Source organism: Leuconostoc carnosum, from assembly GCF_007954525.1.
Taxonomy (GTDB): domain Bacteria; phylum Bacillota; class Bacilli; order Lactobacillales; family Lactobacillaceae; genus Leuconostoc; species Leuconostoc carnosum.
The window spans coordinates 180,409-195,415 of sequence record NZ_CP042374.1; the positions used below are offsets into that span (position 1 = coordinate 180,409).

Here is a 15,007-nt window from a genome sequence, read left to right on the forward strand (position 1 = left end):
CTGTAGTTAGCGCTACGGCTCTTTCTATGCCTTTATTATCGTATGGCTTCTGAATGTGGTGGATTATAACACTGTAATATCTCGCTTATTTAGTTTTATTTTCCCATCATGACTCAGTTTGTTAAATAGGCGACTGAGTGTTTCGGGTGCGATATTCAGTGATGCAGCTAATTCCTTTTTTGTACCATTCAGACGAAATGTTTTTTGCATGTTGATATTGGACATTTTGTTTAAATATAGCATTAAACGTTCATCTGCACTTTGTAACGACAGACTAATTTGCAAATTTTCTAATTCAGTAATTCGTTTACCATAGGCATTTAAAATCTTGATAGCTAATTCTGGATGTTGATGTAATAGATCTTGAAAGTTTTTTCTCCGAATCATGCAAATTTTGGCGTCTGTCTTTGCGCGCGCAAAATGATGATGTTTTTCATCGGTAAATAAAGAGGCTTCCACATTCATTTGATGACTATGTAAAGAATATAGTAATATTTCCTGACCGTTGTCATTAACACTCAAAATATCAACCTGACCAGAGTCAACTAAAAAAAGTCCCGCTAAATCATCATCCGGATGATAGATATAACTGCCAGCCATATATTCTTTTTGGTGAGTTGAAATAGTGACTAATTGGGTAATTATTTCATCAGCTAAATCAGAAAAAATAGGAGCAGATTTCACACATGCAAATTCAGAATGTGACATATTTCACTCTTTCTTGACGTAAGTCAATTTTTAATTACTGATTAAATTATACAATAGAAATATAAACTTAGTCTATGAAATATTGGAGGTTAATCATGAAGGTAATTATTATTGGTTCAACGCATGCGGGAACAGCTACGATAAAGTCTATTTTGAAACAACACAGCGAAGTTGAAGTGGATGTATATGAAAGAAATGACAACGTGTCTTTTCTTTCATGTGGTATTGCTTTGACTGTTCAAGGTGAGGTTAAAGAAATAAAAGACTTGTTCTATTCATCGCCTGAAATATTAAAAGATTTAGGTGCTAACATTCACATGAATCACGAGGTAACCGCTGTTGACAATGTTAAAAAAACAGTTACAGTTACTAACCTAGCGACAGGTAAGACGTCTGTGCAACACTATGATAAACTCGTAGCAGCCACAGGATCTTGGCCTATTATTCCAGGTATTCCAGGTATTGAAGATAACCGAATTGTATTGTCTAAAAATTATACTCACGCTCAAGAATTAATTAATTATGCTAATGATGATCGTATAAATCGTGTAATCATTGTGGGTGGCGGATATATTGGGACAGAATTAGTCGAAGCTTTCAATGTTAAGGGTAAAGAGGTTACTTTAATTGATAATCAGCCTACTGTTCTGAATCGTTATTTTGATGAAGCGTTTACGAAAAATGTCCATGAACTCTTTCTATCACATGGGGTTACTGTTGAAACTGACAAAACGGTTCAACGCTTCGAAAGTCAAGATGATGCAGTTGTTGTACAAACAAATGATGGCAGTTTTGCAGCAGATTTAGTTGTGATGTCAGTTGGTTTCCGACCAAGCACGAGTCTTTTCAGTGGCAAACTAAAGACTACGCCTAATGGCGCATTGATAGTTAATGACTATATGCAAACTAGTGATCCTGATATCTTTGCAGCAGGAGATTCAGTAGCTGTGCATTATAATCCAACCGGTGAAAATGCTTATATACCTTTAGCAACAAATGCTGTACGGCAGGGAACACTCATTGGTTATAATTTAATGGCACCAAAAATCAAGTATATGGGGACGCAATCAACGTCTGGATTAAAATTATATGACTTAACTATGGCATCTTCTGGCTTGACAGCTGCGCATGCGCGTGAGCTTGGGATGGATGTTGATTCCTTGACAATGACTGATAATTTTAGACCCGAATTCATGTCATCGACTGAACCAGTTTTGATGAGTATTACATGGGATCGCAAAACACAACGTATTCTTGGCGTGCAACTGCAGAGTAAGTATGATATCGCACAGTCGGCAAATGCAGCTTCCATTGCTATTCAAAATCGCATGACGATTACCGATTTAGCTTTTGTCGATATGTTGTTCCAACCATGGTTTGATCGACCATTAAACTATTTGAATATTCTAGCCCAAGCAGCACTAGATAAAGCCAACGGTCAGTAAAAAACATTTCTGTATAAGAAGTGTTTTTTATTTATTTTAAATGATATGATTGGTTAACTACTTTTTATGGATTAGTAGTATTTTCGGACATGGATGTTTGCTTGTAAACTAGCAGTGAACACAAACGAGAGGAGACAAAGAATGGACATTAGAAAAGCAGAGTTGGGAGACAGTGATAAAATCTCTGAATTGGTTTATAAGGCATTTAAAAATTATGAACTTTTCAATATACCAAGTAATCATTCATCAAAAATAAGCGCGCTGCAAGAAATATTTAAATTGAATACGATAGCCTATATTAATGAAAAAAGTTGTTATGTGTGCTTCGAAGATGGTGATTTAATTGGAACATTTAATTTGATAAATCTACAAAATAGTTCTGTGACCATTTTTGATTACTTGAAAGCTGGTGCCTTTGTGTCGTTATTTAAAATTAATATGTTGACCACTAGTAAAATACTTAAAAATATTATTAAGGCAGATAGCATTTTAAACGAATATAAGCCAAAGTACTGGTATTTAGATACGCTGGTCATTAGTCCACAAAAACAAGGAAGCGGTTTTGGATCACAAATAATCACACAAATTAAAAAGATGATTCAGAATAAATCAAAGCAGTCTAATTTGAGATTGATTACGAATTCAAATGTTAATGCCAAATTTTATATAAAAAATGGATTTTCAATCACAAAAAAAGAAACTTTTACTATGAAAGAAAATAAAATTACAACATGGTCATTTTTATACCAAGATACAATCATATAAATAGCTCTGATTCTGAGATTTAATAATTAAGTTCGTGCCAGAATGGTGTTGCTCTAAATAGCCTTAAAGGTAAAATCACTATCAAAAGTCATTGAAGTAACCAAACAAAATTTATATTATTAAACCCCGCGTTTTATGGGTATTATTTTGTACTTCAAATTCTTAATAGCTGTGTGTGTTAGAAGGATATGCGTTATTATAATTTGAACAGTTAAGCTAGCGATCATTTTCAATACTCTAGTTGCCAATAATGACTCATAGTTCAGATTATAAACAAAGGCAATTAGACTTGTATTAAATAAAAAGCTAATGCCAATAACCACAATAATATTGACCATAATTATACGAAATAAAGTTGGTCTAGTTAATAAGCCATATGTTGCCCCAGCTAAAAGAGAAGGTATCAAAAACCAAAATGAAAATGCACCATTTCCCATTATCGTAAATGCTAATATATTAGATAATATTGCTGCCAACATCGTTAATTTAGGGCCATATAGATAACCTGCTATAGCTAATGCGATGAACCCAAAGTTGACACTAGCAAATGATGGACCAATACTGACTTTACCTAAAATATTGTTAATTGCAATCAAAACCGCAATGCCTGTAACCTTATGTATATCTAATTTCATGAATTTTAAATTCCTTTCCCAATAATGACACTTGTGTCATTTCATAAAGTGAATTATACTATAATATGACATTAATGTCATATTATAATTTCATGAGGAGGAGGCTTTTATGAGTGACAAAACGTTAACTAAGAAAAGTGAAATCAAAAAATTAGCAATTTTGAACAATGCTCGAAAAGTTTTTTCGAAAAAAGGGTTTTCAGCCGTTACGATGCAAGATATTATTGAAGCGTGTGGTATTAGTCGCGGTGGTATTTATTTATACTTTACTTCTGTTGATGACATTTTTTTTGAAACAATGACACAACGTTCAGTTCATCAATTTGATAAAATTCGTGAAGCTGTGATAAAACAACCAAGCTTTGAACAAATATTAAATGATTATCTTGTGGAACACAAAAATCGTCTCCTAAATCATATGGCTAACGGTTGTTCATTACTGCGAGCAATGTACGAATATTCATTTACACATCATTCAGATCGTGACAGAAGTTTGAAACAGAAACAGGTGAATGCGACTAAAGCAACAGTGAGATCAATTTTGGATCTTGGTGTTAAACAGGGTAAAATTGATTCTCATGATATAAAAATAATTGCTGATAACTTTATGTTTATTATTGAGGGTATGAGTATTTTGGCATTAACAGGTGAATTAAAAGAAAAACAAATAGATGATCAATTTGAAATGTTTATCAAAAAGTTATTTTAGAAACAGTACGACATATTCTAAATTTAAGTCAAAAAAAATGCAGATACTCAAACTGTCAATTTGAAGTATCTGTATTTTTTTGTTATTTGGTTAATAGCCAGTAAAGATACTATAGATAAATAGTTGATGACATGTCAATTTTTCAACTATTTAGTTATATTACTGCTGGTAATCATGCTTAGCTGACCATTTTTTACTTGTTTTTCTTTGGAAAAATATTTGATAAACGAATACAATTATTGTCAAAACAATTAGTAGCCAAAACATACTTAAAAATGGTCCAGATTTTGTTGATAATGAATTGAGTTTACCTAGTCCACTGAGGAAAAAAGGTGTGGCGAAGGAGCCTAAATTTGCACCAATTAATATTGTTGAGTTAGCTAAGGTTTCTGAACCCTCTGGGGCAATCACACTGACTAACGAGAAAATATATGAACCAATCAGTGGATAAGAAATACCACAAATAATTGCACCTAGTGTGACACCTAAGACATTATGATAAGATACAATAACTAATGCGCCAAACGCCATAAATATTATGCCTAAAGGTAAGACAAATTTTTTAGCAAAGCCATATATTCGTCCGAAGAATATTCCAGTAACCATACCCATCAATGTATTGACAGAAATGATTAAACTGGCAACAGCGCTTGATTTAGATAGGTCGGTCACTATGATGTTTGGAATTTGAATAATAACCGAGGTCGAGCATGCGACCATTAGTGTCATCAAAATGGCCATGATAATAACTGGAAAATTAATTTTTTGCTTTTTATCACTCCTGCCTGCAGGAATTGATGGTTCTGGTACGACTTTTAAGAAAAAGGCCAATAGTGGAAAGGCCAAAAGATAAATTAGAAATGAAGCATGCCAATTAATTAGAACTAGTGCACCAACGATTATGTTAAGAATTGAAACACCAATTTGTTCTGTTGCGGAACGGAATCCAAGCATTTGAGAACGGGTAGGATCCTCATAAAATAAATCAATAATTGTGATTGCCAATGAATTGAACAAACCAATACCGCAACCGACAATTAATCTGGAAATTAATATTAAAACAAAACTGTGAGAAAAGAATGGGAATACACCTGCAACACCAGTTAATATTAAACCAATAGTAATAGTCTTTTTGATGCCTATTTTTTTAGAAATAATACCTGATAGCAGCAAAGTTACCATAACTGAGAATTGCTGTATAGTTGCAATCATATCAATTTGTTCAACAGAAATATTGGGGAAACTTTTAGCCATTTCAGGTAATGCGGAAGATACTGCAGTACCTGTTGTTATCATAATAGAAACTGACAGGATAGCTAAGATAAAAACTTTTGAGTGGGGATTTTTTTCACTCAATGATAACACCTTCTTTTTTTTATTTATTTTTGTCAAATATGATTGATTTTACTGTTTATTTTTTAAAAAGATATACTTTACTTTCATATGGACGTAAAGTGTTTCCTTGGTCATCGGTATAATTACTAATCAATAATTCGTCTGCGTCTAATTGTTGATAATCACGTGTAATGGTTTTATCGGTAAAGTTACTTAAAACAAGTATTGTTTGACCTTCATAGTGACGGCGATAAGCATAAACTTGGTCATCATCAAAGTCAATTGGTTCAAACGTACCGTATCTAATTATTTCTGAATCATGACGAAGCTGAATTAGCTTTTGATAGTGATAAAATACAGAAGTTTTATCAGATAGAGATTTTTCAGCATTGATTTCGGTGTAATTATTATTTGGCGCGTACCAAGGTGTTGCTGTTGAGAAACCAGCGTTGATTTCTTCATTCCATTGCATGGGTGTTCTAGCGTTATCACGCGACATAATGGTTAAATATTTTAGCATGAGCTCTGAATCGACGATGTGTTTTTGATTGACTAGCTCATCATAGAAATTAATTGATTCAATATCTTCATATTGCTCCAATTTAGTAAAATGGCCATTGGTCATGCCTAATTCTTCACCTTCATAAATATAAGGCGTACCTTGCATCATGTGCAAGGTAGTAGCTAACATTTTTGCTGACACATCTCTAAATTCATTTGAATCGTTTCCAAAGCGGGATACTGCACGAGGTTGGTCATGATTATTCCAATAGAGACTGTTCCAACCTTTACCATCAAGACTTGTTTGCCAGCGATTTAACGATTGTTTCAATTCAACTAATTTAACAGGTTCATCATTCCATTTACCCATGCGAACATCCGGATTAGGACTTAATGCGACATGTTCAAATTGGAAGACCATATTTAATTCATGGCTATTCAACCCAGTATATTTAATCGCATCATCGGGTGTAGCACCAGGCATCTCACCAACGGTAATGGTGTCATACTTAGATAAGACTTCATCATTCATCTGTCGTAAGAATTCATTTAAGCGATGACCATCGGCCACAAAATCCATTGTTGTGCCAGATGTTACGGGTGCAGGAACATCTGGTAAGCCTTCAGGCTTTGAGATTAAGTTGATAACATCCATACGGAAGCCGTCAACACCTTTGTTTAACCAGAAACGTTCAATATCAAACACGGCTTCGCGTACTTCTGGATTTTCCCAATTAAGATCTGGTTGGCTTTCGGCAAAAATGTGCAAATAGTACTGTTTTCGTTCAGGAACATAAGTCCAGGCTGAGCCACCGAATGCTGCTAGCCAATTGTTTGGTTCATGACCGTCAACAGGATCTCTCCAAATATAGTAATCTGCATATTGATTATCTTGACTGGTACGGCTTTCTTTAAACCATGCATGCTGATCAGATGTATGATTGACAACTAAATCCATCATAATTTTAAGATTAAGTTGGTGAGCTTGTTGCAATAATTCTTCAAAATCTTGCATCGTGCCATAGTTTGGATTAATGTTTTTGTAATCCGCAATGTCATAACCATTATCTTTATTTGGTGAAACATAAATTGGATTTAACCAAATTACATCTGCGCCTAAATGATGAATATATTGTAAACGTTGTTTAATACCATTCAAATCACCGATACCATCATTATTACTATCCTGAAAACTCATAGGATATATTTGATAAACTACTGAGTCCTTAAACCACTGCTTTGTCATTAGCAAATTCTCCTTTTATATTTATGAGTACAGAATAACACTTTGCGTAAACGTTTACAATGCCTACAAGTAAAGAAAGTAAACGTTTACGTAAACAGAAACTTAAAATGGCGGTGATTGTAACAAAAATCTAAGAATTTATTTAATTTTTGTGAATAAAGAGCGTTGATATATAATTAAATGAGTTACTAAATAAAAAAGGGGTTACTTATGTCGGTAACAATTAAAGATGTTGCTAAAAATGCAAATGTATCAATAGCAACCGTTTCTCGCGTGTTAGCAGGAAAAAAAGAAGCCTATTCTTCATCAACTGAAAGAAAAGTAAAAAAAGCTATTCGAGAATTAGGTTATAAAAAAAACACCGCTGCCGTAGAATTAGTGACGATGCATAGTAATGTTATTGCAGTTTTGGTACCCACACCCAAGACCAATTTTGCCATGAAAATTATTGACAGCATTCAAAAGGGTGCTGACATGAAAAACTTAAATGTCATTATTCTATTTGTTGGCGATAATGATGAAAAAATGCAGATCAAGGCGCTGAATAATGTGATTGAAAGGCCAGTGAATGGTATCCTGCTTATTTCAGTAGAATTATTTGGTGATGCTGTAAATCTGTTGAAGAACAGTGATATTCCACATGTATTTGTTTCAACAGCAATCGACAAAGAATCTCAGTTTGTTTCATCAGATGATTTTAAAATTGGATACGAGGCGACTAAATTTTTGATTGAAAAAGGGCATAAAAAAATAGGGTTATCGAGTTTAGAAAAGAACAGTTTTATTGGCCGGCAACGTGTATCTGGTTATTTGGCAGCTTTAAATGATTATCATCTGCAACATAGTAATGATTGGATTGTTGAAGGGGATTATTCGTATGAAAGTGGCTTTTCTGCCATGCAACATTACAAAGAAAATACCGATATTACAGCAGTGATTGGGGCAAGTGATTTGGTAGCCATAGGCATTATTAATGCAGCAAAGCAATTAAATATTAATGTTCCCAATCAATTGGCGGTTGTTAGTATTGACGGAACCTATTTAGTTGATATCGTGAGCCCACGTGTGACAAGTGTCACACAATCATTTTTCACAATGGGAGAGACAGCATTGAACATGCTGTTTGCTGACGAAAATGCGGTCTCTAATTATATGTATATTCCATTTAAAATAGATGAACGAGAAAGTACTTGATAAAAGTCATAAAAATTATTACATTGGGCTTTTTTTTAGAATTCAAATGATGATTAGATCATTCAATTTGTTCAAGAGGGAACGAATTATGGCGATAATTCGTAGCATACAAGTTGAAAACAGGATCACAGATCAAAAAAATCAATATGTCATATATAATTGACATAAAAGGACGTTTATTTTATACTAGTGTTAGTCATATATAAATGACATTGGAGTTCAGTATGAATCATATTAAAGAGTATCGCAAAGCAAAAAAGATGTCACAGTACGAATTGTCACAAGTAGTTGGGGTGGCTAGACAGACTATTAACTTGATTGAAAACGATAAGTATAATCCATCATTATCGCTTTGCTTAAAATTAGCTCACGTGCTTGATACTGATTTGAATGCACTTTTCTGGGAGGAAAATAATGAAAACTAAGGAAACATTTGCAACAAAAATTATAAAACGCTTTTATGGCGTTCAAGGGGTATTAGACGAATATAGGCGCCAAGAACTTTATAAGATTGGTAATACTGGGTTTATGGCAATGTTTTGCTATATGTTATTGAGTAATTGTATTGTTTTATTAATTCTTGGTCTCGATAACTATAAACATTCAGAGGACGTAATTATCTGGTATATTATGGCCAATCTATTATTTGTCGTGTTCGGCATCAGTGGATATATTATTATTACAACCAAGCGAAGACATCTAATTGAAAATGAAGTGGCAGCAAAAGATATTCAAAGCCAAAAGAAACGTTTAGTGGATATATCCATTAGACAAGGTGTATGTTTTGGCACATTGACCTTTATTTTTAATGGCATCACGTCGCCAGGTTTTAGTTAATTGACATCATGGCACATAATGATAGTGTACGTTATTGAAGGTATTCTTTTTGGTATAATCATGTACTTTTTTCAAAGAATGAATTTAAAGACGGTAAAGTAGTTAATTATAATAGGATAAACTTATTAAATTACTTTATCGTTATAAGAAATAACATACGACCATCCTGAAGAGAGCCCAATAGCTTGGACAGAGTAAAAATCTGTCCAAGCTATTGGGCTTTTTGGCATAGTTAACGATAAATGATTTAGTTTATCTATGCGATAATTTCAGGAGTAGATTTATTTTAATGAAAAAAACTAGTTTGCAATGTATGAGTGATGGTGTAAAATTAAGGTGTAATGTAAACGCTTACAATTATGAAAAAGGGGTTTCTTGCTATGGAAAATAATCATGAAAAAAAAGCTGCGCCAATATTAACGCAATTCCTGATTTTTAGCACTATTTTATTAGTAGCTAATATCTTATCAACCGGAATTTCATTAATATGGTCTGAATTTCCAGTGCCTACGCCATTAATTGGTTTGATATTGTTGTTCATGGCGCTTGTCAGTGGACTTGTTAAATTAGAACAAGTAGAAAGCCTATCAACCAATTTAATTGGTTTAATTGGGTTGTTATTTGTACCTTCTGGTATTTCACTTGCTAGTTCGCTAGATTTATTTAAACAAGAGGGCATAAAAATCATTGTGGTTGTTATTATCTCAACTGTTGTCCTTTTGTTGTCAATTGCTTACACATCACAACTAGTGGCTAAAATTAGCGATAAATTACACCATAAATCATAGGTGGAGAGGAGTAAGAATATGTTATCTTTTTTAAGCACACCGTTTTGGGGCATCTTTTTAACGATTTTCGTTTATTGGATTGGTCAACAACTGTTCAAGAAATTTCCGATTTTTATATTTCAACCTTTGCTCATTGGTATGGTACTAGGTATTTTAGTCTTGATTGGTTTATCAAGTCTATTGCATCAACCTATCGTGTCAGTATATAAACAGTATAAAATTGGTGGCGATTTGATTTTTTGGTTTTTAAGTCCAGCAACTATGGCTTTTGCAGTGCCACTATACAAACGTCGTGATTTGGTAAAACGTTATTGGTTACGAATCTTTACTTCTTTATTTGTTGGATTAAGCGTGGCGTTATTCATTATTTTTACCATTTCTCACTTGTTTGGGTTATCAAAAATCGCAACAATTGCTATGCTACCTCAGGCAGCAACAACAGCAATAGCTTTACCAATTTCTTCTGTTATTGCTGGAGGCGGTCAATTAGGTGCGACTGCTTCATCAATTACAGCGATGGCAGTCATTATCAATGCCGTTGTAATCTATGCTTTAGGAAATCAACTGGTAAAATGGTTTAGATTAGATAAAGATCCGATGGGATTAGGATTGGCATTCGGTACCGCTGGACATGCTATTGGTTCAGCAAAAGCGATAAAAATTGGTGAAGTAGAGGGTGCTATGGCGTCTATCTCAATGGTGGTTATTGGGTTAATTGTTGATCTCATTGTGCCAACATTTGCTAAATTAATGGGTCTTATGTAACTTCAATCATATTAAATGAAAATAATGAGTTGGGTTACTTGATTTTCTGTATTGGTTGAGATATAATTTTACTTACCGTTATGAAAGCGCTTTCAATAACAACGCTTTCTCATTTAGGAGGAGATATCAGATGTCAGATAAAAAAATATCAGCTGGTTTAGCGGCTTTGAAAGTCATGGAAGGATGGGGTGTCCACACAATATATGGTATTCCTTCCGGAACATTGAGTGGTTTGATGAATGCGATGGGACATCCTGAAAATAACATCAAGTTCTTACAAGTGAAACATGAAGAAGTCGCTGCTATGGCTGCTGTCATGCAATGGAAGTTTGGCGGTAAATTGGGTGTTGCCGTTGGATCTGGTGGACCTGGTGCCACGCATTTGATTAATGGTCTGTATGATGCAGCAATGGATAACACACCGGTATTGGCTATTTTAGGATCAAAGCCAGTTCGAGAGTTGAATATGGATTCGTTCCAAGAATTGAACCAGAATCCAATGTATGAAAGTATTGCTGTTTATAATCGTCGTGTGGCTACCGCAGAACAATTACCTCACTTGGTTGACGATGCCATCCGTACAGCGATTGCAAAGCGTGGTGTTGCTGTTCTTGAAGTACCTGCTGATTTTGGATTTTCAGAAATTGATGCCGATTCAATTTATTCATCACCATTATACTCGTCAGGTTTGAAGTATAAAGAATATAAGTCAGCGCCTGTTGACGCAACAGACATCGATGAAGCTGTTGCGTTGTTGAACCAAGCAAAGCGCCCAGTCATTTATGCCGGTGTCGGCACGATGGGTCACGGTCCAGTAGTCCAAGAGCTGGCACACAAGATTAAAGCACCAATCATCACAACTGGTAAGAATTTTGAAACTTTTGAATGGGATTTCGAAGCATTCACCGGATCGACATTCCGAGTCGGTTGGAAACCGGCCAATGAAGCTGTTCTCGAAGCAGACACTGTATTGTTCGTCGGAACAAATTTCCCATTCTCAGAGGTTGAAGGTACATTCCGTAACATTGATAAGTTCATTCAAATTGACAATAATCCAGCAATGTTAGGTAAGCGTCACCAAAATGATGTTGCTATTCTGGGTGATGCTGGTGAAGCAATAACTGAGATACTTGCTAAAGTTTCTCCAACTACGGAATCAGCATGGTGGAACGCTAACGTTAAAAACGTACAAAACTGGCGTGATTACATGAACAAGCTCGAACAAAAGACCGAAGGGGATCTGCAAGCTTATCAAGTTTACAATGCTATTAATAAGTACGCAGCGGAAGATGCTATCTTCTCAACTGATGTTGGTAACGTGACACAAATGTCAATTCGTCATTTGCACATGACACCCAAGAATATGTGGCGCACATCACCATTGTTTGCAACAATGGGTATTGGGTTGCCAGGAGGTATTGGCGCTAAGAATACTTACCCAGATCGTCAAGTTTGGAATTTAATGGGTGATGGCGCCTTTTCCATGACGTATCCAGATGTTGTCACAAATGTTCGGTATGACTTGCCTGTGATCAACGTTGTCTTCACAAATACTGAATATGGTTTCATCAAGAATAAGTACGAAGACACAAACACGTATAACTTTGGCGTTGACTTTACTGATGTGGATTATGCTAAAATTGCCGAAGCACAAGGTGCTGTTGGCTTGACAGTCAGCCGTATTGAAGATATTGATCGTGTGATGAAGGAAGCAGTCGATTACTACAACCAAGGACGTGTTGTTGTTATTGATGCAAAAATTACTAAAGATCGTCCAATACCCGTAGAAACATTGAAGCTGGATCCAAGCTTGTACAGTGAAGACGTTGTTAATGCTTATAAAGAAAGATACGAGGCACAAGAATTAGTGCCATTCCGTGAATTTCTTGAAGCTGAGGGCTTAACATCAACATATATTAAAGAAAATAGTGATAATAAGTATAGCTTTTAAAATAAAACGCAATATATTATATAAAATGTAAAAAAACGCATAGCTTCAACAGCTGTGCGTTTTATAATTTAAAATTTTCTATTTTCACATTAATTGTTCTGATTAAAAAGATCACTTCATCATTTGCGTGTAGTGAGTTCCCCATATTTCCATAGCTTCAATAACGTGATTTTTACCAAAAAAATCTAATACCAGCCATACAAACAATACCAACTAAAACAACTAGTATCAACGATTTTTTTAAGTATCCAATAATTAATGCTGGTACAATTGCAAAAAAATTCTCAAAATTTAATATAGGGAATATACTAGCGCTTGTTTTATCAAATAAATTATCAAAAAACAATGCAGTCATCATTGTCAAAGGTAAGTAATGCAGAAACAGCTCTAACCATTTTGGAAATTTTATAATGTTGACCAGAAAAAAAGGCAAAATACGAATAAGCAAAGTTACACCAGTAGCAAATATCAATACAGTATAAAATGGTTGACTAGTTATCATTATAAGATTCCTTTTTTAACAAAGAGATGAACAGACTTCCTAGTATGGAAGCAAATAAAACAGAGATTACTTTACTGAATACCATCATAGAAACTAATAACACAATAACAGTCATAAATATCGCCAGTATAGTGTTACGATTATTTTCATGCGGATCTTTTATAAAGGAAATTGTTGTTAAAATCCATAATCCAGCAAACATTGCAATTAATGCAAAATCCAATCCAAAATTTTGAGGGTTAGCTATCGATTTACCAAATAAGGCGAAAATAATAGAAGACAGCCACCACGTTATCCATGAAGCAATATTTAATCCATGCATCCAGTTAATACTGATACTTTTTTTTGTAACAGAATTTAATGAAAAAATACCAAATGATTCGTCTGTCACCAAACTACCCATCAAAATTTTGGAAACTAATGATTGCTTATCAAAAAAATTGGCAACTGCAAGAGATTGTAAAAACATTCTGAAATTCACTAAAAAAACCATTGATACGATACTGGTAATAGAACTGTCAGCGAGCAACATGCCGATAATAATGAATTGTGCTGAACCTGCATACAATACAGCAGATAAAAGAAAAATTTGCCAGATTGTAAATCCTTCTGATGCCGAAATAATGCCAAATGCTGCACCAATACTCAAAAATCCGAATACTGTGGGTAATGCATCTTTGACACCATCTTGAAATTGATTAATATTACGTGTATTTTTATTCATAAAAAACAACCTTTTTTTAAATTTCACAAATTCTAATTGTATCATATAAGGCAATGTTTAATGACTTGAATTAATAGTTACAAAAAAACTCTGATAGTTTTGTGTAATATTTTAAGCAGGCGGCTATGATTAAAAAACACTTGGAGTTAATAATACTTCAGAAAAGTAAGTCTTCTAAAGTATTAACAGCAGAAATAAATATTATACCAGTTAACTTATCTATTTTAAAGAAGGGCAAAGCTAAGAGATTCGCTTTGATACCTTATAAAAGATTTTCAGATTTCTAACTTAGCGACATCATTGAGTATATTGCTGAATAAGATTTTTATTTTGACTTTAAAAAATCAAATACAAATTTCTGAATTTTGTTCAAGGATGTGATAAGTTGTGGGTTTGTTCCACTTTCAAGACTATATTTGATAAAAATGGTTGCATTAGCGGCATATAATTCTGCAAAATAACTAACTGGAATACCTTTAATTACATTGGCCTGAAGTTCTTTAAACATAAAGTTAGAGAATTCATCATAGAGTAGCTCCTTGATCTTATGTTCTAAACTGTTTTGATTTCCAATTTTTGTAATTTTAAACAATGACTCTATGTTAGCTGCATCTTGTTTAAGAAATTTTGTCATTCGTAATAATGTATTTGAGATATCTTGTTCATCTAACCGACATTGAATGTAGTTTTTCAGAATCACAATTTTGGCATTATTGATGGTCTCCAGCAAATCAAATTTGTCCGCGTAATGTCGATAAAATGTGATGCGACTAATATTAGCTGCGCTACAAATTTGATTGATAGTTAGCTTAGAGAATTTAGTAGATCCTATTAACATTAAAAATGCTTGTTGAATTTCTTGATTAGTAATCTCAAATTTATCTGTCATAACAAATAATTTT

16 protein-coding genes are annotated in these 15,007 nt (G+C 33.9%); 9 read left to right on the top strand and 7 right to left on the bottom strand.

The window, feature by feature from the left end; genetic code table 11:
• Nucleotides 1–63: 63 nt before the first annotated feature.
• Nucleotides 64–708 carry a Crp/Fnr family transcriptional regulator gene (locus tag FGL89_RS00835; RefSeq protein ID WP_014974340.1) on the bottom strand — a complete coding sequence of 215 codons (645 nt, stop codon included), beginning with the start codon at nucleotides 706–708 and terminating at the stop codon, nucleotides 64–66.
• 95 nt (nucleotides 709–803) lie between these two features.
• Between FGL89_RS00835 and FGL89_RS00840 the strand changes: the two genes are divergently transcribed.
• Nucleotides 804–2,153: an FAD-dependent oxidoreductase gene (locus FGL89_RS00840; protein WP_014974339.1), complete on the top strand. Its 1,350-nt coding sequence runs from the start codon at nucleotides 804–806 to the stop codon at nucleotides 2,151–2,153.
• A gap of 141 nt (nucleotides 2,154–2,294) precedes the next feature.
• Nucleotides 2,295–2,918, top strand: a complete 624-nt coding sequence (locus tag FGL89_RS00845; RefSeq protein WP_014974338.1) for a GNAT family N-acetyltransferase — start codon at nucleotides 2,295–2,297, stop codon at nucleotides 2,916–2,918.
• Between the two features lie 119 nt (nucleotides 2,919–3,037).
• Here the strand turns inward: FGL89_RS00845 and FGL89_RS00850 are convergent, their stop codons facing one another.
• Nucleotides 3,038–3,553: an ECF transporter S component gene (locus tag FGL89_RS00850; RefSeq protein WP_014974337.1), complete on the bottom strand. Its 516-nt coding sequence runs from the start codon at nucleotides 3,551–3,553 to the stop codon at nucleotides 3,038–3,040.
• Between the two features lie 109 nt (nucleotides 3,554–3,662).
• Here FGL89_RS00850 and FGL89_RS00855 point away from each other — a divergent pair, with 109 nt between their 5' ends.
• Nucleotides 3,663–4,262, top strand: coding sequence for a TetR/AcrR family transcriptional regulator (locus FGL89_RS00855; RefSeq protein WP_014974336.1), 600 nt, complete (start codon nucleotides 3,663–3,665; stop codon nucleotides 4,260–4,262).
• A 159-nt stretch (nucleotides 4,263–4,421) separates the two neighbouring features.
• On the opposite strand, the gene FGL89_RS00860 is transcribed toward FGL89_RS00855, so the two are convergent.
• On the bottom strand, nucleotides 4,422–5,618 hold the full coding sequence (locus FGL89_RS00860; RefSeq protein WP_014974335.1) for an MFS transporter: 1,197 nt from the start codon (nucleotides 5,616–5,618) through the stop codon (nucleotides 4,422–4,424).
• 55 nt (nucleotides 5,619–5,673) lie between these two features.
• Nucleotides 5,674–7,344 carry a glycoside hydrolase family 13 protein gene (locus FGL89_RS00865; RefSeq protein WP_014974334.1) on the bottom strand — a complete coding sequence of 557 codons (1,671 nt, stop codon included), beginning with the start codon at nucleotides 7,342–7,344 and terminating at the stop codon, nucleotides 5,674–5,676.
• A gap of 210 nt (nucleotides 7,345–7,554) precedes the next feature.
• On the opposite strand from FGL89_RS00865, the gene FGL89_RS00870 reads away from it, so the two are divergent.
• The 6 genes from FGL89_RS00870 to spxB all read left to right on the top strand — a co-directional run bounded on the left by FGL89_RS00870 (nucleotide 7,555) and on the right by spxB (nucleotide 12,879).
• Nucleotides 7,555–8,538: a LacI family DNA-binding transcriptional regulator gene (locus FGL89_RS00870; protein ID WP_014974333.1), complete on the top strand. Its 984-nt coding sequence runs from the start codon at nucleotides 7,555–7,557 to the stop codon at nucleotides 8,536–8,538.
• Nucleotides 8,539–8,762: 224 nt separating this feature from the next.
• Nucleotides 8,763–8,963: a helix-turn-helix transcriptional regulator gene (locus FGL89_RS00875; protein ID WP_014974332.1), complete on the top strand. Its 201-nt coding sequence runs from the start codon at nucleotides 8,763–8,765 to the stop codon at nucleotides 8,961–8,963.
• Nucleotides 8,953–9,375, top strand: a complete 423-nt coding sequence (locus tag FGL89_RS00880) for a DUF3278 domain-containing protein (protein WP_223824453.1) — start codon at nucleotides 8,953–8,955, stop codon at nucleotides 9,373–9,375. The genes FGL89_RS00875 and FGL89_RS00880 overlap by 11 nt, the downstream gene beginning before the upstream one ends.
• Nucleotides 9,376–9,755: 380 nt before the next feature.
• Nucleotides 9,756–10,163 carry a CidA/LrgA family protein gene (locus FGL89_RS00885; protein WP_014974330.1) on the top strand — a complete coding sequence of 136 codons (408 nt, stop codon included), beginning with the start codon at nucleotides 9,756–9,758 and terminating at the stop codon, nucleotides 10,161–10,163.
• Between the two features lie 18 nt (nucleotides 10,164–10,181).
• Nucleotides 10,182–10,928 carry an LrgB family protein gene (locus FGL89_RS00890; RefSeq protein ID WP_014974329.1) on the top strand — a complete coding sequence of 249 codons (747 nt, stop codon included), beginning with the start codon at nucleotides 10,182–10,184 and terminating at the stop codon, nucleotides 10,926–10,928.
• A 130-nt stretch (nucleotides 10,929–11,058) separates the two neighbouring features.
• Entirely contained in the window at nucleotides 11,059–12,879 is a 1,821-nt protein-coding gene (gene spxB, locus FGL89_RS00895; protein ID WP_014974328.1) for a pyruvate oxidase, read from the top strand.
• A 172-nt stretch (nucleotides 12,880–13,051) separates the two neighbouring features.
• Here the strand turns inward: spxB and FGL89_RS00900 are convergent, their stop codons facing one another.
• From FGL89_RS00900 to FGL89_RS00910, 3 genes are all read right to left on the bottom strand, one after another.
• Nucleotides 13,052–13,381: an AzlD domain-containing protein gene (locus FGL89_RS00900; protein ID WP_019040175.1), complete on the bottom strand. Its 330-nt coding sequence runs from the start codon at nucleotides 13,379–13,381 to the stop codon at nucleotides 13,052–13,054.
• On the bottom strand, nucleotides 13,371–14,105 hold the full coding sequence (locus tag FGL89_RS00905; protein ID WP_014974326.1) for an AzlC family ABC transporter permease: 735 nt from the start codon (nucleotides 14,103–14,105) through the stop codon (nucleotides 13,371–13,373). Before FGL89_RS00905 ends, FGL89_RS00900 begins: the two co-directional genes overlap by 11 nt.
• Before the next feature lie 325 nt (nucleotides 14,106–14,430).
• Nucleotides 14,431–14,994 carry a TetR/AcrR family transcriptional regulator gene (locus tag FGL89_RS00910; protein WP_041773208.1) on the bottom strand — a complete coding sequence of 188 codons (564 nt, stop codon included), beginning with the start codon at nucleotides 14,992–14,994 and terminating at the stop codon, nucleotides 14,431–14,433.
• Nucleotides 14,995–15,007 lie beyond the last annotated feature (13 nt).

What these genes read in the sequence shown, in the direction of transcription:
- FGL89_RS00835 (WP_014974340.1), bottom strand. Translation starts at nt 708, where the DNA reads ATGTCACATTCTGAATTTGCATGTGTGAAATCTGCTCCTATTTTTTCT.
- FGL89_RS00840 (WP_014974339.1), top strand. Translation starts at nt 804, where the DNA reads ATGAAGGTAATTATTATTGGTTCAACGCATGCGGGAACAGCTACGATA.
- FGL89_RS00845 (WP_014974338.1), top strand. Translation starts at nt 2,295, where the DNA reads ATGGACATTAGAAAAGCAGAGTTGGGAGACAGTGATAAAATCTCTGAA.
- FGL89_RS00850 (WP_014974337.1), bottom strand. Translation starts at nt 3,553, where the DNA reads ATGAAATTAGATATACATAAGGTTACAGGCATTGCGGTTTTGATTGCA.
- FGL89_RS00855 (WP_014974336.1), top strand. Translation starts at nt 3,663, where the DNA reads ATGAGTGACAAAACGTTAACTAAGAAAAGTGAAATCAAAAAATTAGCA.
- FGL89_RS00865 (WP_014974334.1), bottom strand. Translation starts at nt 7,344, where the DNA reads ATGACAAAGCAGTGGTTTAAGGACTCAGTAGTTTATCAAATATATCCT.
- FGL89_RS00870 (WP_014974333.1), top strand. Translation starts at nt 7,555, where the DNA reads ATGTCGGTAACAATTAAAGATGTTGCTAAAAATGCAAATGTATCAATA.
- FGL89_RS00875 (WP_014974332.1), top strand. Translation starts at nt 8,763, where the DNA reads ATGAATCATATTAAAGAGTATCGCAAAGCAAAAAAGATGTCACAGTAC.
- FGL89_RS00880 (WP_223824453.1), top strand. Translation starts at nt 8,953, where the DNA reads ATGAAAACTAAGGAAACATTTGCAACAAAAATTATAAAACGCTTTTAT.
- FGL89_RS00885 (WP_014974330.1), top strand. Translation starts at nt 9,756, where the DNA reads ATGGAAAATAATCATGAAAAAAAAGCTGCGCCAATATTAACGCAATTC.
- FGL89_RS00890 (WP_014974329.1), top strand. Translation starts at nt 10,182, where the DNA reads ATGTTATCTTTTTTAAGCACACCGTTTTGGGGCATCTTTTTAACGATT.
- spxB (WP_014974328.1), top strand. Translation starts at nt 11,059, where the DNA reads ATGTCAGATAAAAAAATATCAGCTGGTTTAGCGGCTTTGAAAGTCATG.
- FGL89_RS00900 (WP_019040175.1), bottom strand. Translation starts at nt 13,381, where the DNA reads ATGATAACTAGTCAACCATTTTATACTGTATTGATATTTGCTACTGGT.
- FGL89_RS00905 (WP_014974326.1), bottom strand. Translation starts at nt 14,105, where the DNA reads ATGAATAAAAATACACGTAATATTAATCAATTTCAAGATGGTGTCAAA.
- FGL89_RS00910 (WP_041773208.1), bottom strand. Translation starts at nt 14,994, where the DNA reads ATGACAGATAAATTTGAGATTACTAATCAAGAAATTCAACAAGCATTT.